We start from the raw sequence: 24775 nt of genomic DNA, 5'->3' as shown, positions 1-24775 counted from the left end.
TTTTGCTCTGTAAAAGGATGCTTTTACGGATTCGTAATACTGTTGAGCAGCCCGCCCTTTGAGATGATGTTCTGAATAAACGGTGGGAACGGCTGCGCCTGATACGTTTTGCCTGTAGTAAGGTCACGAATCACACCCGTGTCAAAATCCACACTGACTTCATCCCCCGCTTCAATCTCACGCGCTGCCTCTTCGCATTCCAAAATTGGAAGGCCAATGTTAATGGCATTGCGGTAGAAAATCCGGGCATAGGTTGCAGCAATTACACAGGAAATTCCGCTGGCCTTAATTGCAATGGGAGCATGTTCACGGGAAGAACCACACCCAAAGTTTTTATTCGCCACCATAATATCTCCCGGTTTTACCCGGTTTACAAAATCTGCGTCAATGTCTACCATGCAGTGCTGCGCCAACTCCTGATGAGAAGAAGTATTCAGGTAACGGGCAGGAATAATAACATCGGTATCTACATTATCGCCATACTTGTGTACGGTACCTTGTGCATTCATTGTGCATCCTCCTTTCCGGTAAACAGCGCGGCGGGGTCTGTGAGTACACCGGTAACCGCACTGGCTGCCGCCACAGCGGGGCTTGCCAAATAGACTTCAGACTCAATATGACCCATTCTCCCTACAAAGTTGCGATTCGTAGTGGAAACCGAACGCTCGCCTTTGCCGAGAATGCCCATATGTCCGCCAAGGCACGGCCCACAGGTTGGCGTTGAAAACACCGCCCCCGCCTCTACAAAAATCTCTGCCAAGCCCTCACGGATTGCCTGCAGATAAATGCTTTGCGTTCCGGGAATAATAATGCAGCGTACCCGCTTGTTAACCTTGCGGCCCTTTAAAATCTCTGCAGCGGCACGCAGGTCTTCCATACGCCCGTTGGTGCAGGAGCCAATCACCGCTTGGTCTACCTTTACCGTACCCGCCTCATCAATGGTATGGGTATTCTCCGGCAGGTGTGGGAATGCAATTGTTGGGCGTAAATCCGAAAGGTTAATGACAATCTCGCTATCGTATTTGGCATCCTCATCCGCCGTGTAAATAACTGGTTCACGCTGAAAACGATTCTTACAGTAAGCGAGTGTGACCTCATCCACCGGGAAGATACCATTTTTGGCGCCCGCCTCAATTGCCATGTTTGCAATACATAAGCGGTCATCGATTGAGAGTGATTTTACACCCTCACCGGTAAACTCCAAAGATTGGTACAATGCACCATCTACACCTATTTTTCCAATCAAGTGCAAAATCACATCTTTACCTGATACCCATTTGGGACACTGCCCGTTAAGCACCACTCGAATGGCTCCCGGCACTTTAAACCAAGCCTTGCCGGTAATCATACCCGCTGCCATATCGGTTGAGCCTACTCCGGTGGAAAAAGCACCCAATGCGCCGTACGTGCAAGTGTGAGAATCCGCTCCAATTACACAGTCTCCAGGGCCAACAAGACCTTGTTCCGGCAGAAGTGCGTGTTCAATCCCCATTTGCCCAACATCGAAGAAATTGGTGATGTCGTATTGGTCTGCAAAATTACGGGTCTGGCGGCATTGCTCCGCCGCTTTAATATCCTTATTCGGCGTAAAATGGTCAAGCACTAACGCAATTTTATCCTTGTGAAATACACCTGTGGCTCCGCTCTTTTCAAATTCATTAATCGCCACCGGGCTAGTGATATCATTTCCCAAAACTAAATCCAGCGTTGCTTCTACCAATTGCCCTGCGGTTACATGCGGTAACCCAGCCTTTGCCGCCAAAATCTTTTGTGTCATCGTCATTCCCATCGGTTCAAAACCTCCCCTGCTGTGTTGAAAGCCCATCAGTATGTCGGTCGTCCACAACCTTGGCTTTATTTTCTCTATTATCGCATTCATCTTGCGCGAAGAATGTAAATCATGTTACAATTGAAAAAATTTTATTTGTGATTTGGGAAACTCTTTCGAATACATAAGTTGGTTTATAGGGAGTGAAATGGATTGGAACAGGCAAACCACGCAGCAGAAAGCTTATGGGAGGTTCTAGAGCAAAAAGAGACCCCACGGCTATACCCGGGAAATCAAATGATTTACCGGCAGGGAGAGGTCGCCGAACGTTTTTATTACCTAAAAAGCGGCAAGGTGCGAATCTCTATGAGCTCGGAACATGGGCAGGAAAAAACGCTTACCTTGCTTACAGCGGGGAATATTTTTGGAGAGGCCGCCTTTTTCGATGGCCTGCCCCGTGTTTCATCTGCAAGAACGATTGAAAAATCACAGATTATTCCCGTAAGCCGTGAGCTTCTTCTCATTTGCTTTCGGGAAGAACCCATGCTTGCTTTTCAATTATTGCATTTGTTTTCAAAAACCGTGCGAATGCTCTCCAACCAAGTGGATCACATGACCTTTCTGCAGGCAGACCGTCGCATTGCGAAAATACTCACGGAACTTTGCGGCGGACTTTCTGGCCAAACCATCGCTTGCTCACACGAAGATTTAGCCAGCATGGCTGGGGTATCTCGAGTTACGGTAAGCCGTGTATTGGGTGAGCTCGCACGAAAAGGCTGGATTCGCACACACTACCGCAGCATTGAAATACGCAACCCTGAGGCACTCCTGCAATACGCTTTGTCTCCTGCTGCCGATTAATCTCATAGAATCCGCAAATTTTGGGAACAATACTACCGCCTATTCTCCTCTAACTGAAAAAATATTGTGGCAGCCACAGGAAGGGGAATGGATTTTTAAACGGAGTGATTGCTTTGAAATTTGGTCTGGGAAAAAAGAGCATCTGCCTATGGCGTATTCAAGGAACACTCACGGCACTGCTTTTTTGTTTTTTGAGTGGAGCTGTTGCAGCACTTCTCCCCATTGCGGGAATTATCACTTGTATAATCGTAATTACAATATACTTATTGTATTTTTTCTGGTATGTTCCACGCCTGTATCAAACCGCTTATGTTTTTCTGGAAGATGGGCGACTAACTTGGAAAATCGGATTACTCTTCCCCGTGAAAACCTCACTTCGCTTAGAAACCATCCTCACGGCAACCATTTCACACACACCTCTGCAAAGTGCACTTGGGCTATGCACACTCTCTGTGCGCCCCGTTGGTGCGCCTATCTCATTGCGCCAGCTTTCAGAGCAAGATGCACGACAGCTAATGCAATTGGTTGAGGAGGCCGCCGATGACTAAACGACCTCATATTGTCACCCTATGGAATTATCTTTCCCGTTTCTTTTTTCTGCTGATTATTCCGCTGATACAAGCTGTTTTTCAGGCGCCATTTTCTGAAGTAGCTTGGAGCAGCTTACCCAGCGTAGTAGGAATTATCGGAATTGCTTATTTTCAGTACCTAAGCTGTGGGTATGGGGTAACGGCTATAGAAGAAAATGGACGCAGTCTCTCGATTCTATATTGGAAGAGCGGCTTATTTTTTCGAAAGCAAAAAATGCTCCCGGCAGATTGTGTGGCTTCGGTCTTTCTACGTCTAAACCCTATTTTAGACCTGTTTGGAGCAGCTCAGGTAATGCTCGATAGCCCCGCGGCTAACGCGAAAAAACCAAGCCTTACCTTGTTACTCGCTAAAAAAGCACCATTGCTGTGGTGGCAGCAATTGCGCGAAGAAATTTCACATAGATATACTGCCAGTTCTATCCGTGTGATTCTTATGGCTATCTCATGGTCGAACCCAGCATCTGGTTTACTTTTAATCGGTATTTTATTTAACCGAGCCAGTAAGATTTTAGGCGATGAGCTTACACAGCGGCTCTATGGAATCTATGATAATGTAAACCAGACACAGCGTCTTATGGCATGGGGATTACCCCCAGCGGTTGCAATTGTTGGTTGGTTAATGGCTGTGGGGTGGTTCTGTGCTTTTCTCGTTCAATTTTTCCGTTATGCCTTTTTTACTGCAGGAGTAGCCCCCACCGGTACGATGATTTCACGTGGCATGATTTTTCGCAGCCGCCAGCTGCTTACCAACCAGGCAATACGAGCTGTGGCAATCCGCCAAACCTTAATGATGCGCCTGTTACACCTATCCTCTGTTTACCTGCACACCATTGGTTCCGGCAAAGAAAAGGGAGATCGAAGCTTATTGATGGCGGCTGCGACTACTCGCGAACTGCGGCATCATCTGTCTCGCTTCTACCCAAATGAATCCTCCTACTTCTTCTCAAGAGAGGGAATGACGGTCATTCGGCCCTCTAAAAATTCATTGTTTAGCTTTCTTTTTTCTCCCCTGCTAAATGCTGCGGGCATTTTGGTGCTGTATCTCTTATTTGTGCGTTTTCTTCCCTTGTTTTCTCCATTGATTCTCTTTCTGTTCGCTTTCCCACTCTATTATCTGCTGCTTCGCGTTGCCGCATACCGCAACACCTTTTTGGCAGAAGATAACACCCACATTTCTGCCTGCGGCTATATTAACGATCAATTGTTTACCGCAGTGATTCCCAAAAGCGCAGTGCAAGCTGTTGTGATCCGACAAAATCCTCTCCAAAAGCGGAGCGGGCGTTGCCAAGTGCGCCTTTGCATTGGTACGGAAAAAGGAGCCTGTTTTGATTTACGCCATTTTCGCCTCAGTGATATTGAGAAGTTCCATTTTGTACCAGAGCAAAGCGAGTGATCTAAAATAAATTTATAATAAACATGCATATAAAAATACCAAGGCGCCGCTAAGCGGCGCCTTGGTATTAAAAAAGAGAGAGTAATCAAACGAAGACCGGTGGGTATTCCAACTAGAGGGGGCTGGAATAGAAAGCATCCCTTATCCGGTATCTATTATAAATTATACTGATAAATAAAAATAATGCAATAGTTTTTGTGCTTTATATGAAAAAATTTCAAAATAATTCAAAATCGCACGTTATAAAACGAACATTACTCTTTATACCCGTAATAAAGTATGGCTATTATCTTTCATAATTCTTTTTTGAACTCCTCTTTCTGTTTGTTTATTCAATTTATACTATTTCGTAGAATTGGGAGCAGCATGTCTGAGATAATAAAAAAGACTTGCCAGTAAGGCAAGTCTTTTTTTATGGCTGTTTGTAAATCCAGAAAGTATTCTTTCAAATTATTCGTCTTTACCACAGCACTTTTTATACTTTTTACCGCTTCCGCAGGGGCAGGGGTCGTTTCTGCCGACTTTCTTGTCGTTCACTACGGGGTGGTTTTCTTCACTACCGTCACCGGCACCGGTCGCCATGGTGGGCTTTGCCACCTCTTCGCGCTTCGGTTCTTCCTGTGTTTGCAGGCGCACGGTTAGCATCATGCGAGCCGTATTTTCACGAATTTGTGAAATCATGGAGTCGAACATATCGAAGCCTTCCATACGGTACTCCACAACCGGGTCACGCTGTGCATAAGCACGCAGGCGAATACCACGCTGCAGTTCTTCCATCGCGTCAATATGATCCATCCAGAGAACGTCTACGTTCTTGAGCAGAATCACACGTTCCAATTCACGCACAATTTCTGGGCTGTATTCATTCTCACGCTGCTCGTACATGCGGTTCGCAATCTGAAGCAGCTCGTTCTTTACATATTCGGGGTCCAGATCCTCTAGCTCTTCCGGTGTAAACTCCAGTTCTTCCGGCTTGATGAGCCAGCCCATATAATGGTCGCGCAGACCCTTGAAATCCCAATCATCATGGAGTTGGTCTTCCGGCAGGTAACGCTTAATATTGGTGTCAATCGCCTGCTCAATCATGGTGATGATTTGACCGCGAATGTTTTCACCGTCAAGCACTTGATCACGCTGCTTATAAATAACCTCACGCTGGCGGTTCATAACATCGTCGTATTGCAGAACATTTTTACGAATACCAAAGTTACGGCCTTCCACCTTGCGCTGAGCACTTTCAATAGTCTTTGAGAGCATGCCCGCTTCAATGGGCATATCTTCTTCCACCTTGAGGGAATCCATCAGGTTTGAGATGCGCTCACCGCCGAACAAACGCATTAAATCGTCTTCCAGCGAGATGAAGAACCGGCTCTTACCCGGGTCACCCTGACGACCAGCACGGCCGCGCAGCTGATTATCAATACGGCGGGATTCATGGCGCTCCGTACCAATAATATACAGGCCACCCAAAGAACGAACCTCTTCGGCAATCGGGCGAATCTGCTCTTTGTATTTATCATTAAGCTCCACATAGGTTTTGCGAGCTTCTAAAATCTCGGGATCCTGTGTGTCGGAATAAGCGGTGGATTCACTAATCAGTTCTTCTGAGAAGCCCATACGGCGCATTTCCGATTTTGCCATATACTCAGCGTTACCACCGAGCATAATATCGGTACCACGACCAGCCATGTTGGTAGCGATGGTTACCGCACCCTTTTTACCAGCCTGCGCTACAATCTCTGCTTCTTTTTCATGGTACTTCGCATTAAGAACCTCGTGCTTTACGCCGCGGCGCTTGAGCATGCTGCTGAGAATTTCAGATTTTTCAATGGAGATGGTGCCAACCAGAACCGGTTGTCCCTTTTTGTAGTGCTCCTCCACATCTTCAATCACGGCATCGAACTTTGCCTTTTCTGTTTTATACACAACATCCGGCAAATCCTCACGAGCAAGAGAACGGTTTGTGGGAATCTCCACAACGTCCAGCTTATAAATCTCTCGGAATTCCTCTTCTTCGGTCATTGCTGTACCGGTCATACCGGAGAGCTTTGTGTACAAGCGGAAGTAGTTCTGGAATGTGATGGTAGCCAGCGTTTTGCTCTCTCTGGCAACCTCTACTCCCTCTTTTGCTTCAATTGCCTGGTGCAAGCCTTCGTTGTAGCGGCGGCCGTTCATCAAACGCCCAGTGAACTCATCAACAATGATGACCTCGCCGTCTTTTACCACATAGTCAATGTCACTGCGCATAACGCCGTTTGCCTTAATCGCCTGATTGATGTGGTGCTGAATTGTAAGATTGTCGGCATCCGTTAAGTTTTCAATACTAAAAAACTGCTCCGCCTTTTTTACACCAGCGGGAGTAAGGGAAGCTGTTTTCAGCTTTTCATTTACAACGTAGTCGTATTCCTTATACAACTCATCGTTATCCTCTTTTTCGTCCAGCTCCGCTACACGAATCATCTTGAGCTTTTTCGCAAAGCGGTCTGCATGACCGTAGAGATCGGTAGATTTATCTCCTTGGCCAGAGATAATTAAGGGCGTACGGGCTTCATCGATCAGGATGGAGTCCACCTCATCGACGATGGCGTAGTTATGGCCGCGCTGTACCTTATTCTCTTTATAAATCACCATGTTATCGCGCAGGTAATCAAAGCCCATCTCGTTGTTGGTGCCATACGTGATGTCTGCCTCATAGGCTGCTTTGCGCTGGTCGTTGTCCATATCGTGAACAATCAGCCCGACGGTAAGACCAAGGAAGCGGAACACCTTGCCCATCCATTCCGAGTCACGGCGAGCCAGGTAATCGTTGACGGTAACTACATGCACACCCTTGCCAGAAAGTGCATTCAGGTAAGCCGGCAGTGTTGCCACCAACGTTTTACCTTCACCGGTCTTCATTTCACTAATGCGCCCTTGGTGCAGCACGATGCCGCCAATAATCTGTACCGGGAAGTGCCGCATCTCAAGAATACGGGCAGAACCCTCTCGGCAAACGGCAAACGCATCAGGGAGGATGTCGTCCAGCGTTTCGCCATTTGCAAGCCTTTCTTTCAGCGCAGCGGTCTGCGCTTTGAGTTCGGCGTCTGACATGGCTTTATATTTTTCCTCTAACGCCAGAACAGCATCGCAAAGGGGCTGAATTCGTTTCAGCTCGCGCTTGCTGTAATTACCAAAGAACTTGGCCAAAATATTCATCGTCTTCACCTCAACACAATTTAAAGCGAAACGGCACCTGTTTCGCATGATGATCTTCGCATTTATACGTTTCATATTATAGCATAGAGCGCGCTAAAAAAAAAGAAGATTGTGTAAACAAACAGTTTCTGCCAGCTAGAGAGCCATTTCCTTTTTCCTCCACTGGTTTATTTTACCTTTTTTAATGTTGTGTTTTTCTCTCTAAAATGGTATATATAATGCAAAAGTATTCGTTCTACAACATGGAATGGGAGGTTTTACTATGAATTCGATTTTATGGTTATCTTCTTTGGCGGGAATCGAATCGTTTCTCCGCATCTTCTTTTACCTTACGGCAATTGGCTTTGGACTAAGAGGGATAAAGGCACTCAATATTTACATTGATAAAAATAAGTAACGCAAGAATAACATAAGAAGACCCGGCTTATATCCGCTAAAGCTCTCGGATACAGGCCGGGTTTTGCATTTATTGCAGAATGCGGTAAAGAGATATGACTGCACCTCCAATAAAAATAACAATATTAAATAAAAGCTCTCGGCTGTCTTTACGTGACCGCTCTTGCTTGCATACGTGCCAAATCACTCCCAAAAACACCAAGGATAAAACAGAGAACCCAAGAGGAACAAAATACCATAATGCCGCAGGTTCACCGTGTATCACAAAGCAAACTATAAATATAAAAAACCACAGTTTGTAAATTCCCTTTTCTTCCAATATTTCGTTTTGTATTCCAAGCCAATACTCTTTCTTCAAAATAATCCCCTCCTTACTGCCTGCCCACATAAAGCTGATTACTTAAGTTATATTGAAACACATTCTATGTGGATAATCATATGTATTTAAGAATAAAAAGTGGGAATGGGTGCAAGAACACCCATTCCCTGTTGTGAAGAATATCTCCACAACAACTTATGCTATGCTGTAATCTTTGGGCATCCGATTCATTTTAAAGCATTTGTTAATCTGAATAATTTAATTTATAGACTCCTCTTACAAATACAAGCGAATTAAAAACCATAATGCTAAAAATACAGGTACAAGATTCAGTACTACGCCTGCGATTTGCTTTTTTTGGAAAGATTTAACTGCATTTACTACCAATATAACAATCATAAAAAGGTAAAGTAGTGTCTGCGTAGTTATTTTGCTTATATGGAATATTGGATTCGCCATAATAATAAATATGCCAATAAGCGTCATGCAAATCATATAAATAATTTTTCTGGTTGAAATATTCTCCACCTTCTTTCAGAAAACAAAAACAATACTATTACATTCAGTTTTATCGTTTATATGTCAAAGAGTATGGACCGTATTTTGATTTTTCAGGTGCAATAAAATACCATTTTACTTTTACTTCCGTACTTCTTGTTTTATATTTTATTTTACTGGTCCATATTAGTGTTCCACCGGAGCAAGTGGAGGCTATAATACTTGCTGCAGCCATGACACCTGTTACTGGCCCTCCTAGGTATATAGCAATAATACCTGCTACCACAGCTGCTGCTGTTGCTTCAGCCCAGCTTATATACTCCTCTCCGCTATCAAAATCTTCCCAAGCACTTGCCTTTAATGAAGTCGATAATACACTATTGCTATTACTTTTTGATACTTTATTCGTCTGCGCAACTAACTTTCCATTCAAAAATGCTTTGCCTGTTGAGGCATCAACGCAAACTACATCTTCTTTTGTATTAGATAAGATTTTGATTGTTCTTCTGCCTTGATTGTCATAAGAATACTTATAAGTATGCATACTCCCGTCTATGAAAAGTTTTTCAGAATAGTTTGTAGCATAAATATCTTCTGTCGTTTTAGCAAGAACGCCTGATTGGGCTGAGATGGAATTAGATTCAATTGCAGAAGCAGGAATTGCGAAAACACTCACCATCATGGAAAGTGCCAGTGCAAAACTCATTAACTTTTTCATTTTACAAACTCCTTCACATTCTTAAGTCTTTTTTAAAATCAATCATGAAAGCATCTTATAACGATATACCTCCTTCTAATTTTAAAACTGATTAAGCTTTAAAAAAAGATACTTTCATTTATATAACGTTAATGAGTTATGTTTTGTTACAAAATATATATAATAATTTTTATTTAAATAAAATAATCTGCAATTATACTGCAAACAAACGCTAATCCGAACACAATCATAAAGAAAAGCCTAACAAACCGTTTATGGAAACAGCTTGTAGATTAAATGAAGCGGCTTCACCTCAAAATATGCCGCGATACACCCAATGAAAAACACAGCCATATAAAAGCAAAGAATACGGCTCTGCTTTTTGGAGCGTTTCGATTTCCCGATAAAATAAACAGCCGCTACTAAAACAACACCAATTAGGTTTAACAGTAATCGGAACAAAAATGTCATATCTGGTATGTTTTGCCCAATATAGCTAACCGCTATCACCAGCAAAAACAAGAGCCAAGCGCCCTTTAGCCCCAGTATATCCTGCTGTATTTTATACCAGAATTCTTTTTTCATAACGCTTCCCCTTCTTTCATTAATAGCAGAGACTCTTTTTACATGTACAAGCGAATCATGAACCACAATGATAAAAATATAGGTACAAGATACATTAACGCAACTACCGTTTGCTTTTTGCGAAAAGAAATAACACCATTTACTACAAAAGTTGAAATTATAAAAAGATAAAATAGTGTATACGAAGTTCTTAAGCTGAAATGGAAAACTGGGTATGAAAGTACGATAAAAATACTAATAACAATCAGAAAACCTAGATAAACCCATTTCTTATTCACCTTGCATCCCTCTTTCTCGTTTCATTTGTTTTGAAATATTTTTTTATTCCACTACTCCAATTAATTAAAACGGAATAAAATAATCTGCAATAATGGCACAAACAAAACTTAATCCCAATCCAATCATAAAGAAAAGCTTGACAAAGCGTTTTTCTTGCACATACTGTTTCCAGTCTGGTCCGCTCTTTTTTGTAAGCCAGAGGAAAAAAACTAAGATTGCACAGAGCAAAATGATAGGCGGCCATAACAAAAATGTTTTTAAAATTGCTAGGTTAACTACGTCCATCGCTTTTAAGATGCGATATGTGCTGGAGAGCACCGCATATATAATAAAAAGATATGCTAACAGATACCATTTCTTTTGCAAGGTTTTATCCATAAAATAACCACTCCTTTAAAACTATATTATAATTTATAATAATTATAATATAGTTTTACATATATATCAATATTTGTAGTTTAATACTTCTTTTGGATAATGGGTTAATAATAGAAATCAAAAAGGCTTCGCCTGCGCGAAGCCTTTTTATGTTTTTTCAAACATCAACCCAATGATTGAGCTAACAGCAACAGTAGCTTAATCTTAAGTCAAATTAACCTCCTTTTCCAAAACATAATTATCAAATCTTTGCCAATAATGCCTTCACTTTATATAACGATTTTCGTACCTGTTTTGTTACAGAATTTTCCTATATTGCATTAAAATTACTCTATTTTACGACTTGCCTTTTTCTTTTCCCATACGATATGTGATTATTCCAACAACAATCGGTGCAGCTAACAGAATCACAACACCCAATGGAACGGAAAAATCAAAACGGAGTAAATCCTGAAAAATCGGGGCTCCGTTGGCAGTTAAAATAGAGGTAGGGCCGTCCATTAAACTGAAGAAAACATCTTTCAAAAAATAGTGAGAATAAATCAGGAATGCAGCAGAAAATATAGAAAGTACTGCAACAAAAAATAATAGAATCTTAAATGACAAACTCTTTTTCATAGTTTTGTACCTCATAAAATTTAAATTGCACTTCTTTAGAAATTGATTACTAAAGCTTTTAAAAAATAATGCATCATGGATAATTATAGTGAAAATTAAACCATTATTCAACTATGTAAAATGAATAAAACAAATTATATAGATAGCCACGCTTTACTATTGGTCATTAAAACTTATTCTTTGATCCGAACGAACCTCTTTACCCTCCCAATTTTTCTACAAAATAAAGAAAGACTCCGCACAAAAGCGGAGCCTTTCTTTATAAACAGCAGCTATGCCATCTTATTTTTCTGCATCGAATAAGTTTTTAATCTTATCGAAGAAGGTTTTGCGCTTTTGGTAGTTGCGCTCGTCACCCGTGCTGTCGAATTCCTGTAGAATCTCTTTTTGGCGATCCGTTAGGTTCTTCGGCACTTCAATCGTTACGCGCACATACTGGTCGCCGCGTCCGCGGCCATGAATGTTCGGGATTCCCTTGCCGCGCAGCTTAAATACATCACCCGGCTGTGTGCCGTCATGCACTTGGTAGCTTACTTTACCATCCAAAGTAGGTACAATGACCTCTGCGCCCAAGGTTGCCTGCGTAAATGTAATTGGCATTTCGCACCAAACATCGTTCCCACGGCGCTCAAAAATGGCATGAGGACGAACGGTGACATACACGTGTAAATCGCCCGAAGGTCCGCCGTTTGTTCCGGCATCGCCATGGCCTCCCACGTTTAAGGTCTGCCCATCATCAATACCAGCAGGTATGGTGATTTCCAGTGTTTTGGTTTTTCTAACTCTCCCCGTGCCGCTGCAAGAATGGCAGGGGTGGTCAATAATTTTACCCTTACCACCGCATCGGTCACACCCACGGCTGGTTTGCACTACGCCGAACGGAGTGCGCTGGCTAACCCGCACTTGACCAGTGCCACTGCACTGTGGGCAGGTTTTTGTCTCGGTACCGCTCTCTGCGCCGGAACCGCCGCAAGACTGGCACGATTCAATTCTTTGATAAGAAACTTGCTTTTTAACGCCTTTTGCGGCCTCTTCAAACGAGATGGTAACGGATGCCTGTGCATCTCGCCCGCGCCTTGGCGCATTGGGGTTTGCACTCCGCCCTGTACCGAAACCGCCGCCGAAAAAGCTGTTGAAAATATCGCCCAAATCAATGTCGCCATCAAAGGGGCTGCCACCGGGGCCGCCGCCAAAATTCGGGTCTACACCCGCATGACCAAACTGATCATACCGCGCTTTTTTCTCTTTGTCAGACAAAACCTCGTAGGCCTCATTGACCTCTTTAAAGTTTGCCTCCGCAGCCTTATCCCCCGGGTTTAAATCGGGGTGGTACTGCTTTGCCAGTTTGCGGTACGCTTTTTTTATTTCATCGTCTGAGGCATTTTTGGGTACCCCCATCACCTCATAGTAATCCCTTTTATCCGCCAAGCCAAGTCACTCCCACATGGTGCGGCAAGCGGAGCATCACACACCCCGCTTGCCCTGATTTTCTGCGCCGGGCAATTACCACGGCAGCATACCTCACAAAGGGCGGCCTCGGCCACCCTTTGCGCGGTATTGCTTCTATGGTGCCGCGGCACCCGTTTCGTTGTATAACAAATGCACTGGGCATATAATACCACAAAATGCACCAAGTTGAAAATACCGGAATTATTTCTGGCTGTCGTCTACGTCCTTAAAGTCCGCATCATACACCGTCTGTCCGCCATCTTCTGCCGGGCCCTGCTGGGGCTGGCCGCCCATGTCGGGAGCTGCTTCACCGCCCTGCGGTGCATTGGCTTTGTAAAGTTTTTCCGAAACAGCGTACAGGCTCTTCTGCACGTCTTCTGTTTTCAGCTTCAGCTCTTCCACAGTAGCAGTTGTAAGCATACCCTTCAGTTCAGCAACCTTCTGGTTCAGCTCGTTTTTGTCCGCTTCGTCAATCTTATCGCCACTGTCGGTAATCAGCTTTTCAACGGAGTAGCACAGGTTCTCTGCTTCGTTTTTAGCGTCAACCTCTTCACGGCGCTTTTTGTCTTCGGCGGCAAACTGCTCTGCTTCTTTCACTGCCTTATCAATATCATCCTTGTTCATGTTCGTGCTGGAGGTAATGGTGATATGCTGTTCCTTGCCGGTGCCAAGGTCTTTCGCAGAAACATTTACAATGCCGTTGGCATCCAAATCAAAGGTAACCTCAATCTGGGGGATTCCACGAGGAGCCGGAGCAATGCCGTCGAGCTTAAACAGAGCAAGCTGCTTATTGTCGCGGGCAAATTCACGCTCACCCTGCAATACGTTAACCTCAACCTGAGTCTGGCCATCCGCTGCGGTGGAGAAAATCTGGCTCTTCTTGGTGGGGATAGTGGTGTTGCGCTCAATGATTTTGGTCATAATGCCGCCCATTGTTTCAACGCCGAGGGAAAGGGGAGTAACATCCAGCAGCAGCAGGCCCTGAACTTCGCCGCCCAAAACACCAGCCTGCAATGCAGCACCGATGGCTACGCACTCGTCGGGGTTAATGCCCTTGAAGGGGTCTTTGCCGGTCAGGTTCTTAACCGCATCCTGAACCGCAGGAATACGAGAGGAACCACCAACCATCAGCACCTTGCTGATGTCGGAAATCTGGAGACCGGAATCCTGAAGAGCTTGGCGAACCGGGCCCATGGTCTTTTCGACCAAGTCGGCAGTCAGCTCATTAAACTTTGCACGGGTGAGAGTAAGGTCTAAGTGCTTGGGGCCAGTTGCATCTGCGGTAATGAAAGGCAGATTAATGGAAGCTGTGGTCATACCGGAAAGCTCAATCTTTGCCTTTTCTGCAGCTTCCTTGAGGCGCTGCATTGCCATTTTGTCGCCGCTTAGGTCAATACCGGCTTCTCTCTTGAATGCGTCAACCATCCAGTCCATCACGCGCTTGTCGAAATCGTCGCCGCCCAAGCGGTTGTTACCGGCAGTTGCAAGAACCTCCTGCACACCATCGCCCATTTCAATAATAGAAACGTCGAATGTACCGCCGCCCAAATCGTAAACCATAATCTTCTGGTCGTCGCCCTTGTCGATGCCATAAGACAATGCCGCAGCAGTCGGCTCATTGATGATTCTCTTTACATCCAAACCAGCAATTTTACCGGCATCCTTGGTTGCCTGGCGCTGTGCGTCAGTAAAGTAAGCAGGTACGGTAATAACTGCGGAGGTTACAGGCTCACCCAAATAGGCTTCTGCATCTGCCTTCAGCTTTTGCAGAATCATTGCAGAGATCTCTTGAGGAGTGAAGCTCTTATCGTCAATGTTTACCTTAAAGCCGGTACCCATCTCTCTCTTAATCGAAGCGATGGTGCGCTCCGGGTTTGTGATTGCCTGGCGCTTTGCCACCTGGCCAACCATACGCTCACCGGTTTTTGAAAATGCAACAACAGAGGGAGTGGTGCGAGCGCCTTCTGCGTTCGAAATAACGACCGGCTCGCCGCCCTCAATAACTGCTACGCAGGAGTTTGTTGTACCTAAGTCGATACCAATTGTTTTTGCCATACGATTTACCTCCAAAAATTTAGGTTAAATTATTTTTTTGATATTATTTATCTAGCCGACAAATCGGCAACCGCCGTTTCACTTAAGCGGATTCTCAAATTCAGGCCAATCAGTTGGCCACTTGAACCATTGCGTGGCGAATGATTTTGTCGCCGATTTTGTAGCCCTTTTGCAGAACCACGGCAATTACATTTTCGCCCAGTGAATCATCTTCAATATGAGATACGGCGTTGTGTACTTCGGGGTCGAACGGTTCGCCCGGCTCCCCAATTGCGATAACACCCATTTTTTCAAGTGCGGCTGTTAGCTGGTTAAATACCATTTCAACGCCCTTGCGAAGGTCTTCCACTGAGCCGCCCTGCTGTGCAAGTGCACGCTCGAGATTATCGCAAACGGGAAGAACCTTTTCAATTGTATCTGCCGTAGCGTCGGTATAAACCATGGTTTTTTCACGGTCCGTACGCTTGCGGTAGTTATCGTATTCTGCGGCAGTGCGCAGCAGCAGTTCTTTCTGCTTTGCTAGCTCTGCGGCAGTTTGCTCTAGCTGCTCCTGAAGCTGGTTGATTTCAGCGTTGGAACTGCCTCCCGGTGTTTCTGTCTGCGGCTGCTCCGCTGTGTTTACTTCGTTCTCCATTTCAGCCTGCTTTGCTGCATCCTTTTTACTCAAGGAGATTGCCCCTTTCCGCTGCCGTCACGCGGCAGCCTGTAATTCTATATTTCATTTGATTGTTCCCTATTCTTCCTGACGAAGCTCCGTCAGGAGCCGCCCCACGGTTTGAGACAAATAATCCAGCTTGCCAATTAGCCCTGCGTAATCCATTCGGGTTGGGCCAATTACGCCAATTGCGCCGGCACGCTGACCATCAATGGCATATTGCGCTACGATGATGCTCGAATCGCGCAGCTCGGGGTGCTTCGTTTCATCCCCAATCATCACACGAACTTCCTTTTGCGGCTGCAAAAGCAGCTCTGCCAGATCTTGCGGGCGTTCTAAAAAATCCATCACCCGGCGGGCGTTGCCACGCTCAAACTCGGGGTAAAACAGCAAATTCATTTGCCCGTTGAGGCGAACCTCTGGTTCAACGGATTCTTGTGCGGCCTCCATAAGCGCCATCAGCGCGGAGGACATCATCACCGTTAAATCGCCAAGAGAAGCGGCGAGCGTTTGAATATACGCGGGGGTGACTGCCGCCACCGGAACACCAGCCAGCCGCTCGTTGAGCACTCGGAAAAACACCCTTAAAATTTCAGGGGATAAATCGAACTCACAGCGGAAGATTTGGTGCTTCATCGTGCCTGCCGAGGTGAGCAGAATCAGCATTGCGGTTCTGCGGCTCGTTTGCACGAATTGCAACGCGCGAATGTCTGCTCGTTTGCCCGAGGGAGCGGTGGAAACCGCCGCAAAACGGGTAAGCCCCGCCAGCATTTGCGAAACACCCTCCAGCAGCTTTTGCTGGTCGTATGCACTGGAGAACAGCATGCCATCTAAAAACCGCTGTTCTTCCTGCGTAACGGGTTTTCGGTTCATCACTCGGTCAATATAAATACGGTAGCCCTTTTGGGAGGGAATACGCCCTGCGGAGGTATGCGGCTGTTCCAGCAAACCAATTTCTGCTAAGTCAGCCATTTCGTTTCGAATGGTGGCAGAGGAAACACCTAGGTCAGCCGCCAGCGCTTTTGAGCCTACCGGCTCGCCGGTTCTTACATAAGCATCTACAATCGCTGCCAGCACCTTTAGTTTTCTGTCGCTAAGCTCCATTCCTCTCACCTCTTTTTTAGTTTTAGCACTCTATGAGTTCGAGTGCTAACTCCTATTTAATAATTTATCATTCTGCGCCGTCATTGTCAAGATTTCAAATGTAAATTAATTATTAATGTGTACCACAAAAGCGGCAACATTCCCAATTTGGTGCGAAAATGCAAATTTCATACCATTATTGATTTCTTTTCAATGTTAGGCTTTTCATATTCGGCTTTTTATGTATAAACAAAAAAAGAACGCCAAGGGCAAAACCCGGCGTTTTTTGATAAATACATGTTTTTTGTGATATTTTTTCCCATAATACAAATATAACTTGCAATTAATGGTAAATAATGTTAATATTTACATTGTAAGGTAATTTAAAAAGCAAAGCAGGAATGAGTGCCACCAACACCCACCCCCTGCTACGGAGCCAACGCCTCCATAACAACAGTTTTCACTGCGCTTTGCCACACAATTATAACCCATTATCTCCCTTTTGTATAGAGGGTTAAAGAAATGGGGCGTTAGGATTATGATTGCGAAGCTTGGCAATTTGAGACTGAAACCGATATGCAATGTATCGCTTGTTGTGGAGTACCCTTTTTAACGAGGGTTTCCGTGACAAGCGCTTTTTTATTGCCTTGCAGACAAAGGCAACGCGAGGCTGGAAATGTAGTTCACTTACACAGAAGTGGATTACCGCACGTTTGTGTGTGGGTTGGGGGAAGTAACTTTTGAATCAAACCGTTTTTCCACCCCCTGTGGGAGAGCAAAAAAATGGGAGCAACCTCTTGAAGCATATGGGATAATAGATTTGTTTTTTTCCAGCTTCGCCGCGCTAATGTCTGTAAGCAAGCAACGCCGCACCATCACGCATGCGGCTCACGCCGTTCCTTTATTGGAACGGCGTTTTTTTGCCCTTTTTCAAACGCTCTCGTTCGCTCGCGGTACGTCGCTAAGAACCGTAGCACAATATTTTTAATATAACAACTCATTTAAAATAGGGGATTTTAAAGCGGCTGGTGCCGCAGGAGATTTCTTTTTTCTTTTCATTCGCCCCTCAAGCCGGGGCGGGCTCTCCTTTTCTTGATGAGAAGAAAAGGAGGAAAGACTCACCAAAGGCTCTGCCTTTGGATTCCGTTTGGGGAACACCCCCAAACTATTAAACGAAAGCCTCCGGTAAGGCGCTCCATTAAAAATGCCCACTCTCCTAGCTATGATAAAAAAGAAAGCAAACGGATTCCGTCCGTCGGCGGTCATTTTTAGAGCGCTCTCGTCCGGGATCCAAGGGGAGAGAATCGATACTCTCCCCTTGGAAGGCCTTTGCCTACTTTCACCCTTTCGTGAAAGTAGGTGCCCGCCCCGGCACGAGGGGCAAAGCCCTGCGCTAGCAGAATTCCCTGCGCCAGAGCGCAACACTTCTTTCATCAAAAAAACAACCTATTATTAAATAAAAGTAAAAAGCCTTGGCTTAAAGGACAAGCCCACAAAAATTAAGACATAGTTTAAAAATCAAAAGAGGTCTGCATTTTTGCAGACCTCTCAATAATTTATAAAACCTCTTTGATTGCTTTCTCAAGCTGTTCCAGTGCCTTTTGCAGTACCGAGCGTGGGCACGCAATATTAATGCGCTGGAAGCCCTCACCCTCTTCGCCGAACATGGAACCATTATCGAGCCAAAGCCCCGCTTTTTCGAGAATGAGCTTGTTTAAGGTATCGTCGTCCAGTCCTAAACCGCTGCAATCCAGCCAAAGAAGATAAGTTCCCTGTGGCTCGACCAAATGGATGTCGGGAATGTGTTCTTGCAGAAATTCTTTTACAAAGTTTTGATTTCCCACAAGGTACTCTTTCAGCTTATCGAGCCACTCTGCACCGCCCTCATAAGCGGCACGGCAGGCAATCAGCCCCATCACATTGGCTTGGCTGTACCCGGCACGGTTCATCTCAGCTCGAAAACCACGGCGAAGCTCTGCATTCTGCACAAAGATATTCGAAATCTGAAGCCCCGCCAAGTTAAAGGTTTTGGTGGGAGCTGTGCAGGTGATGGTAATCTCAGCAAACTCTGGGCGCAGGGAAGCAAACACCAAATGTCGATTGCCAGAAAAGGCAAAATCAGCGTGTATTTCATCCGAAACGACCGTTACGCCATGGCGCAGGCAGATTTCACCGAGTTGTACAAGCTCTTGCTCTGACCACACTCTGCCAACTGGATTATGTGGATTGCATAGCAGGAAAAGCTTAACCTTTTCCTGTTGGATTTTCTCTTCAAAATCCGCGAAATCGATGCTGTATTCACCATCGCGGTAGACCAGTGAATTCTTCACCAGCCGCCTGTCATTCTCTAAGATGGATTCGGAGAAAGGATAGTAAACGGGTGGCTGAATTAAAACAGCATCGCCCGGTTCGGTATAAGCGCGAATTGCTGTACAAAGGGCGAACACCACTCCGGGGGTTTTTAAAAGCCAATTGTTTTCCACAGTCCAGCCGTGACGTGTGGAAAACCAGTTCTTGAGCGCATTAAAATAGCGCTCATCCGGCTCGGTGTAGCCATAAATTCCATGTTCACAGCGCTCAGCAAGTGCTTTGTTCACACATTGCGGCGCGGGGAAATCCATATCGGCTACCCATAACGGTACAAGCCCTTCCGGCTTGCCATAGCGAGCGGCGCAATCATATTTTAGAGACCCGGTATTCTTCCGGTCGTATATTGTATCAAAAGACATTGGGTTCCTCCTGTCTGGTAACGGGTAACAAAGCGATGGTTAGTCCACTTTTAGGGCATACGTTAAATCGGCAATTAGGTCATTTGCATCCTCAATTCCAACGGAAAGACGCAGGAGCTTGTCCGTAATGCCCTTGGCTTCCCGCTCCTCTGCGGGAATTTCTGCATGAGTTTGCAGCATGGGGTAGGTAATCAGCGTTTCTACTCCTCCTAGGCTTTCAGCGAAGTGAATTAAATTCACACGAGTCAACATCCGTTTTGCGGTTTCTGGGCTGTCTACCTCAAACGAAATCATCGAACCAAACCCGCTTGCCTGCTGTTTGGAGAGCGCATAGTCCGGGTGCTCCGGCAAACCGGTGTAGTACACCTGCTTGATTTTATCTTGCTTTGTGAGCCATTCGGCAATCTTGAGGGCACTTTGCTCTTGACGATCCATCCGTAAGGGCAGTGTTTTTATACCGCGAATTAAGAGCCAGCTATCAAACGGAGAGAGACATGCTCCCGTGTTTTTGTACACAAAGCGAAGCCGCTCAATAATGCTTTCGTCCTTGGCGATTGCAAAACCCGCTAGAACATCGTTATGCCCACCAAGGTATTTCGTGCCGCTGTGCACCACAATGTCTGCTCCTAACGTTAAGGGGCGCTGTAAATACGGCGTTAAAAAGGTATTGTCTACAATAAGCAGCAGTCCGTGTTCGTGCGCAAGCTCTGCCGTTTTCTTCAGGTCGGTTACCTGCATCATGGGGTTGGAGGGGGTTTCCACAAATAACGCCTTGGTTTCCGGACGAATTGCCGCTTTTATCTGCTCGATATAAGAGGTATTCACTGCCGTAAATGAAAGCCCGTTCTTTGCGTTGATATGATGGAACAAACGGTGCGAGCCACCATATAAGTCATCAGACGTTATGAAATGGTCTCCGGGGGAAAACAGCTCCATCACGGCTGAAATTGCCGCCATACCGGAGGAAAAAGCCAGTGCGCCGTTGCCTTGCTCCAGCCTTGTAATTGTTTCTTCCAAATACTCTCTCGTTGGGTTTTGCACACGAGAATAATCGTACCCGGTGCTTTGCCCAACGCCAGGGTGAGCAAAGGTAGCCGTTTGAAAAATCGGTACGGAGATGGAACCGGTATTATCGTAAGAGTGGGTTGAGCCATGCACACAAATTGTATTAAATTCCATAAAAATGCCCCTGCTTTCAGAACAGGCCCTGCCTTATGGCAGAGCCGCAGTGTGTTTTGCTTATTAAACTAACTTTTTCTCCCGCAGTGAGAAACTAAACTGCCGGATAACTAAATATAAAACATAAAGGAGTTTTCTTCCCGGTGGCGCTCGGCCTCGGTTGCCAAATCATCCAGCGTAACCGCAGAAAGGGAATCCAGTACAGCCTTGTCCAGTTTTTCGAACGCGCTCAGTCGCATCGCCTTTTCAATGTCCGGTGCTTTTTGGTCAACGGTATCTTCCGCTGGTTCAAACAGCGAGAGCTCCACAGCAGATAAAACCTGGTACACACTAATCTGCCTTGGCATTCGTGAAAGCTGGTAGCCGCCCTGCGCGCCTTTAATCGAGTTGACCAGCCCTCCTCTTTTTAAAAGGGAGAAAACCTGCTCTAAATAAATCTTAGAGATTCCCAACTTTTCTGAAATGCTAATAACGGTTATATATTCTCCGCTCGCATAAGACTCAGACATGCTGACCATTGCGGCAAGGGCATAACGACCCTTTGCAGAAATCCTCATGAAGCAAACCCTCATTTCATACTTTTACTATATGATTTTAATGATATAAAAAATAATGCGAAATGTCAATACCCGCTCCAAAAAGATAATGCCCTAAAAAAATCCTATTAAAACGTGTAAATGTTACTTGTTCATAATTATACATATTCGTTAATTTGCAATTAAATTATACCAATTAGATTGATTCCATCTTGCAGCCTAAACGCTACTTACAGAAAGAAAAGTCTTTCCGCACAGGTAGCACCCGGCGGAAAGACTTTTGGAGGAACATGCGAGAACTGAGGCGAATCATCCAAATGTGGCTTAGGAATCATTTTTTGCAGCCTCTTCAATAAGCCGCAGGTTATTATGCAAGCGTTCATTGTTAGGGTTTTGCTCTACCGCACGGCGTGCATGCTCCAAAGCTTCACTATAAAGCTTCAGATTCCAGCAGGCGATTGCACATAGGTCCTCTGGTGTTTCGTTCCAAGCGTAACCCATATTGGCAAAGGCAAGCGATTTTTGTGTTATAGATAACGCCTTTCGGGTTAGGCAATACACCAAGGGCCAGTTGCCTTGCTTATAAGCGAACTGAGCAAACTCCACGTAAGGGTCGCGCATGTTTGGTGCCTCTGCAATTGCACGCAGGTACCACCGGGCAGATTCCTGCAGATTCCCCATCATACTATAAGAGTAAGCACTCCAGCGCATCGCTGCACTGCGTTCTTCCTCCCAATGGGAGAGGGCGAGATACCTCTTCATTGTATCAATACAGTCTTGCCACTGCGCCTTAAACATATATTCGCGTCCAAGGTAATACATCATGCGGGAATCTGAGGGGTTTTCTTCTACGGCGGTTTCCAGCAAAGGCAGGTATGAACCTCTCGATTTTGTATTGTCTGGGTAATGGTCGAGTACCATGTCTTGCACAAAAACTACGCTCTCCGGCACATGGCCCGTATAAGTTAAATACTCGTGCACGGGGAAGCTCCATTTGAAACCTTGCCGGGAATGGATTTTTGTGTAAAACAGCTGAAGATCTGGAGTACCATCTGCATGGTGGCTCCAATTATACAGGTATTGAGCGCGTGTGGTATCTTTCTGCCAAGCCCTCTCCAGAGCAGCACGCCAACCCGGTGAAAGCACCTCATCTAGGTCGGTGCAAACACAAATATCTACGTCCTCTGGCACATGAGACAGTGAGGCATTGCGCGCATGGTCAAATCGCCAAGGCTTTACCTCTTCTTCATAAACCACGGCGCCTCTTTCCCGTAAACGCGTTACGGTGCCATCGGTAGACCCGGTATCGGTTACAATAATCTGATCCGCCTCTTTCATGGAATCCATCCATCGGTCAACAAACTGTTCCTCATTTTTACATATGGCATACACGCAGATCAAGTAAGACGTTAAGCAACTCCCCCTTTGCTGTGGTATAAAACGCGCTCCGGTAACATGGTATGTAAGTTCCTTTGTCCATTATGCCTACGGAGTCTCACTGTTTTTATCTTATAAAAATAAGCATAAGAAAAGAGGCTCGGAAAACCGAGCCTCCCCTCAATGGAGTGCTTATAGAATTGAAAGACCTGCACTGGCAAAACCAGTGATTGCTGTTGCGATGTCGATACCTGCAGTTACTGATGCAGAGAACACCAGCATGAGGCGAGTACCAGCCGTTACCGGTATTGAAAGACCCGTTGTAATACCGCTGCTGGTAGTGCCAATGGCTACCAATCCCGTGAGTGCAGGCGCCAATGTGACAAGTGCACCCGCAACCGGTGAGAACGTATTGCTCAATGCAGGAGCAGAGAACAATTGTGCCGTAACCGTAACTGTGGAGCCTACCAGAGTTGCGGCAACAGAAAGGCTGAATTGAGCCGCAATGGAACTAATCGTACCATCTCGCGGCACGGAGAAGGCCATGTTGGTTGTTCCAGTAGTATCAATTACACCACCAACAAGGCTTAAACCTGTAACGGAGTTACCAAAGCCAACGGCTGTTGATGTTCCTGCCAATCCACCCAGTACCGTAGTCAAAACACCAGGAGTACCGGAAGCAAATGGAATAATCGCGGCAGCACCAGTGGGGCCGGTTGGGCCGGTAGGACCAGTGGGGCCTGTGGGACCAGTTGGGCCTGTTACGCCGTCTGCACCAGTTGGGCCTGTTGGGCCAATTGCACCGGTTACGCCGATGGCACCAGTGGGGCCTGTTGGACCGGTAGGACCTGTCGGTCCGGTTGCACCTGTTAAACCAGCAATACCGGTTGGTCCGGTGGGTCCAGTTGCACCTGTTAAACCAGCAATACCGGTTGGACCTGTTGGGCCTGTCGGGCCTGTCGGGCCTGTTAAACCAGTGATACCAGTTGGGCCTGTAGGACCAGTTGCACCCGTTAGACCAGTGATACCAGTGGGACCTGTTGGGCCTGTAGCTCCGGTTACACCAACAGCACCGGTTGGGCCTGTAGGACCAGTGGGGCCTGTGGGGCCCGTTGCTCCGGTTAAGCCGGTTACGCCGATGGCTCCGGTTGGGCCTGTGGGGCCTGTGGGGCCTGTGGGGCCCGTTGCTCCGGTTAAGCCAGTTACGCCGATGGCTCCGGTTGGGCCAGTAGGACCTGTGGGGCCTGTGGGGCCCGTTGCTCCGGTTAAGCCAGTTACGCCGATGGCTCCGGTTGGGCCGGTTGGTCCAGTAGGACCTATGGGACCTGTAGCGCCGGTTACGCCGGTTACACCAATGGCTCCGGTTGGGCCAGTAGGACCTGTGGGGCCTGTTACTCCTGTTAAACCAATGGCACCAGTGGGACCAGTAGGACCTGTGGGACCGGTCGCTCCTGTTAAACCTACTGCGCCCGTTGCGCCGGTAGGACCAACAACACCTTGTATACCTTGCTGGCCTTGTGGGCCTTCAACACCCTGCGGTCCTTGTGGACCAACAGGTCCTTGAACTCCTTGTGCACCGGCAGGGCCAGCTGCACCCGTTGCACCGGTTGGGCCTGCTGAACCTGTACGGCCTGTGGGGCCGGTTGGACCGGTTGGACCAGTTGGACCGGGGCACGGAATGGGGCAAGGTGGGCACGTTGGGCACGTCGGGCATGTCGGACTGGGGCACGGGCATGGGCACGGGCATGGACTTGGGGTCGGGCAAGCTGGGCAGCCGCCGTCAGAGCCGCTGCTGTAAACCTTCATATTTGGGGAAAAAGAATCCCCCCAACTATATGAGGATCTTTTGTCAAAAGACATATGCAAATCTCCTATCCTATTATAATAGGTCTCTCATGAAAGGATGGCACCCTTTAGTATAGTATGAAGCATTCTAAAACTTGTTGCAAAAGGACAAGCTTAATTTAGAACCTTAACTGATTGGTTCGTTCAAAATTCCACAGTAATTATATATTTAAAAAGAAGCTTGGTAATATTGCTCAAGAAAACTAATCAAGGATCTTTTTACTTCTATTTGAAGAACAGTGAGTTTGTCATCCCTGTTCTTTTCCATTCCTATTTACTTCCTATTGTTC

The 24775-nt window shown here is 46.1% G+C and carries 22 protein-coding genes; 4 read left to right on the top strand and 18 right to left on the bottom strand.

The annotated features are described in order from the left end of the window. Positions 1-23 precede the first annotated feature (23 nt). Positions 24-509 carry a 3-isopropylmalate dehydratase small subunit gene (gene leuD / locus E7L17_RS08570; RefSeq protein WP_316322844.1) on the bottom strand — a complete coding sequence of 162 codons (486 nt, stop codon included), beginning with the start codon at positions 507-509 and terminating at the stop codon, positions 24-26. Next, positions 506-1789 carry a 3-isopropylmalate dehydratase large subunit gene (gene leuC / locus E7L17_RS08565; RefSeq protein WP_316322843.1) on the bottom strand — a complete coding sequence of 428 codons (1284 nt, stop codon included), beginning with the start codon at positions 1787-1789 and terminating at the stop codon, positions 506-508. Before leuC ends, leuD begins: the two co-directional genes overlap by 4 nt. A 192-nt stretch (positions 1790-1981) precedes the next feature. On the opposite strand from leuC, the gene E7L17_RS08560 reads away from it, so the two are divergent. From E7L17_RS08560 to E7L17_RS08550, 3 genes are all read left to right on the top strand, one after another. Further along, on the top strand, positions 1982-2629 hold the full coding sequence (locus E7L17_RS08560; protein WP_316322842.1) for a Crp/Fnr family transcriptional regulator: 648 nt from the start codon (positions 1982-1984) through the stop codon (positions 2627-2629). 113 nt (positions 2630-2742) lie between these two features. Further along, positions 2743-3177: a PH domain-containing protein gene (locus E7L17_RS08555; protein ID WP_316322841.1), complete on the top strand. Its 435-nt coding sequence runs from the start codon at positions 2743-2745 to the stop codon at positions 3175-3177. Then, positions 3170-4612: a PH domain protein gene (locus E7L17_RS08550; RefSeq protein WP_316322840.1), complete on the top strand. Its 1443-nt coding sequence runs from the start codon at positions 3170-3172 to the stop codon at positions 4610-4612. The genes E7L17_RS08555 and E7L17_RS08550 overlap by 8 nt, the downstream gene beginning before the upstream one ends. 450 nt (positions 4613-5062) lie before the next feature. Here the strand turns inward: E7L17_RS08550 and secA are convergent, their stop codons facing one another. Then, on the bottom strand, positions 5063-7807 hold the full coding sequence (gene secA, locus E7L17_RS08545; RefSeq protein ID WP_316322839.1) for a preprotein translocase subunit SecA: 2745 nt from the start codon (positions 7805-7807) through the stop codon (positions 5063-5065). Between the two features lie 262 nt (positions 7808-8069). Here secA and E7L17_RS08540 point away from each other — a divergent pair, with 262 nt between their 5' ends. Further along, entirely contained in the window at positions 8070-8204 is a 135-nt protein-coding gene (locus E7L17_RS08540) for a hypothetical protein (RefSeq protein WP_316322838.1), read from the top strand. A 69-nt stretch (positions 8205-8273) separates the two neighbouring features. Here the strand turns inward: E7L17_RS08540 and E7L17_RS08535 are convergent, their stop codons facing one another. The 15 genes from E7L17_RS08535 to E7L17_RS08465 form a co-directional block, all read right to left on the bottom strand. After that, positions 8274-8561: a hypothetical protein gene (locus E7L17_RS08535; RefSeq protein WP_316322837.1), complete on the bottom strand. Its 288-nt coding sequence runs from the start codon at positions 8559-8561 to the stop codon at positions 8274-8276. 529 nt (positions 8562-9090) lie between these two features. Next, positions 9091-9738, bottom strand: coding sequence for a hypothetical protein (locus E7L17_RS08530; protein ID WP_316322836.1), 648 nt, complete (start codon positions 9736-9738; stop codon positions 9091-9093). 252 nt (positions 9739-9990) lie between these two features. Continuing rightward, positions 9991-10302 carry a hypothetical protein gene (locus E7L17_RS08525; protein WP_316322835.1) on the bottom strand — a complete coding sequence of 104 codons (312 nt, stop codon included), beginning with the start codon at positions 10300-10302 and terminating at the stop codon, positions 9991-9993. 342 nt (positions 10303-10644) lie between these two features. Then, the gene (locus tag E7L17_RS08520; protein ID WP_316322834.1) at positions 10645-10959 is read right to left on the bottom strand and encodes a hypothetical protein; all 315 of its coding nucleotides are present in this window, start codon (positions 10957-10959) and stop codon (positions 10645-10647) included. Positions 10960-11295: 336 nt separating this feature from the next. Further along, a complete protein-coding gene (locus E7L17_RS08515; RefSeq protein WP_316322833.1) occupies positions 11296-11577 on the bottom strand; it encodes a hypothetical protein in 282 nt (93 codons plus the stop codon). Between the two features lie 282 nt (positions 11578-11859). Further along, entirely contained in the window at positions 11860-13005 is a 1146-nt protein-coding gene (gene dnaJ / locus E7L17_RS08510) for a molecular chaperone DnaJ (RefSeq protein ID WP_316322832.1), read from the bottom strand. Between the two features lie 222 nt (positions 13006-13227). After that, positions 13228-15081 carry a molecular chaperone DnaK gene (gene dnaK, locus E7L17_RS08505; RefSeq protein ID WP_316322831.1) on the bottom strand — a complete coding sequence of 618 codons (1854 nt, stop codon included), beginning with the start codon at positions 15079-15081 and terminating at the stop codon, positions 13228-13230. A gap of 109 nt (positions 15082-15190) precedes the next feature. Then, complete coding sequence (grpE, locus tag E7L17_RS08500) at positions 15191-15748, bottom strand: nucleotide exchange factor GrpE (RefSeq protein WP_316322830.1); 558 nt, start codon at positions 15746-15748, stop codon at positions 15191-15193. Between the two features lie 66 nt (positions 15749-15814). Beyond that, on the bottom strand, positions 15815-16840 hold the full coding sequence (gene hrcA / locus E7L17_RS08495) for a heat-inducible transcriptional repressor HrcA (RefSeq protein ID WP_316322829.1): 1026 nt from the start codon (positions 16838-16840) through the stop codon (positions 15815-15817). A gap of 963 nt (positions 16841-17803) precedes the next feature. Further along, complete coding sequence (locus E7L17_RS08490; RefSeq protein ID WP_316322828.1) at positions 17804-18253, bottom strand: hypothetical protein; 450 nt, start codon at positions 18251-18253, stop codon at positions 17804-17806. 122 nt (positions 18254-18375) lie between these two features. Further along, on the bottom strand, positions 18376-19548 hold the full coding sequence (locus E7L17_RS08485; RefSeq protein WP_316322827.1) for a MalY/PatB family protein: 1173 nt from the start codon (positions 19546-19548) through the stop codon (positions 18376-18378). 39 nt (positions 19549-19587) lie between these two features. After that, complete coding sequence (locus tag E7L17_RS08480; RefSeq protein WP_316322826.1) at positions 19588-20727, bottom strand: PLP-dependent aspartate aminotransferase family protein; 1140 nt, start codon at positions 20725-20727, stop codon at positions 19588-19590. Between the two features lie 110 nt (positions 20728-20837). Then, on the bottom strand, positions 20838-21284 hold the full coding sequence (locus tag E7L17_RS08475; RefSeq protein ID WP_316322825.1) for an Rrf2 family transcriptional regulator: 447 nt from the start codon (positions 21282-21284) through the stop codon (positions 20838-20840). Positions 21285-21587: 303 nt separating this feature from the next. Next, the gene (locus E7L17_RS08470; RefSeq protein WP_410470659.1) at positions 21588-22655 is read right to left on the bottom strand and encodes a glycosyltransferase; all 1068 of its coding nucleotides are present in this window, start codon (positions 22653-22655) and stop codon (positions 21588-21590) included. A 177-nt stretch (positions 22656-22832) separates the two neighbouring features. Further along, positions 22833-24500, bottom strand: a complete 1668-nt coding sequence (locus E7L17_RS08465; protein ID WP_316322823.1) for an exosporium glycoprotein BclB-related protein — start codon at positions 24498-24500, stop codon at positions 22833-22835. Positions 24501-24775: the final 275 nt, after the last annotated feature.

The organism is Clostridium sp., from assembly GCF_032576335.1.
Taxonomy (GTDB): domain Bacteria; phylum Bacillota; class Clostridia; order Oscillospirales; family Acutalibacteraceae; genus Faecalispora.
The sequence above is the reverse complement of the archived record's forward strand: the minus strand, read 5'-3'. Positions and strand labels throughout refer to the sequence as shown.

Excerpts from the sequence above, each read along its gene's own strand:
- E7L17_RS08530 (WP_316322836.1), bottom strand. The coding sequence starts at position 9,738 with ATGAAAAAGTTAATGAGTTTTGCACTGGCACTTTCCATGATGGTGAGT.
- E7L17_RS08540 (WP_316322838.1), top strand. The coding sequence starts at position 8,070 with ATGAATTCGATTTTATGGTTATCTTCTTTGGCGGGAATCGAATCGTTT.
- E7L17_RS08515 (WP_316322833.1), bottom strand. The coding sequence starts at position 11,577 with ATGAAAAAGAGTTTGTCATTTAAGATTCTATTATTTTTTGTTGCAGTA.
- leuC (WP_316322843.1), bottom strand. The coding sequence starts at position 1,789 with ATGGGAATGACGATGACACAAAAGATTTTGGCGGCAAAGGCTGGGTTA.
- E7L17_RS08485 (WP_316322827.1), bottom strand. The coding sequence starts at position 19,548 with ATGTCTTTTGATACAATATACGACCGGAAGAATACCGGGTCTCTAAAA.
- dnaK (WP_316322831.1), bottom strand. The coding sequence starts at position 15,081 with ATGGCAAAAACAATTGGTATCGACTTAGGTACAACAAACTCCTGCGTA.
- E7L17_RS08480 (WP_316322826.1), bottom strand. The coding sequence starts at position 20,727 with ATGGAATTTAATACAATTTGTGTGCATGGCTCAACCCACTCTTACGAT.
- E7L17_RS08520 (WP_316322834.1), bottom strand. The coding sequence starts at position 10,959 with ATGGATAAAACCTTGCAAAAGAAATGGTATCTGTTAGCATATCTTTTT.
- leuD (WP_316322844.1), bottom strand. The coding sequence starts at position 509 with ATGAATGCACAAGGTACCGTACACAAGTATGGCGATAATGTAGATACC.
- hrcA (WP_316322829.1), bottom strand. The coding sequence starts at position 16,840 with ATGGAGCTTAGCGACAGAAAACTAAAGGTGCTGGCAGCGATTGTAGAT.
- E7L17_RS08525 (WP_316322835.1), bottom strand. The coding sequence starts at position 10,302 with ATGAAAAAAGAATTCTGGTATAAAATACAGCAGGATATACTGGGGCTA.
- E7L17_RS08550 (WP_316322840.1), top strand. The coding sequence starts at position 3,170 with ATGACTAAACGACCTCATATTGTCACCCTATGGAATTATCTTTCCCGT.
- E7L17_RS08465 (WP_316322823.1), bottom strand. The coding sequence starts at position 24,500 with ATGTCTTTTGACAAAAGATCCTCATATAGTTGGGGGGATTCTTTTTCC.
- E7L17_RS08490 (WP_316322828.1), bottom strand. The coding sequence starts at position 18,253 with ATGAAAGAAGTGTTGCGCTCTGGCGCAGGGAATTCTGCTAGCGCAGGG.
- secA (WP_316322839.1), bottom strand. The coding sequence starts at position 7,807 with ATGAATATTTTGGCCAAGTTCTTTGGTAATTACAGCAAGCGCGAGCTG.
- E7L17_RS08475 (WP_316322825.1), bottom strand. The coding sequence starts at position 21,284 with ATGAGGATTTCTGCAAAGGGTCGTTATGCCCTTGCCGCAATGGTCAGC.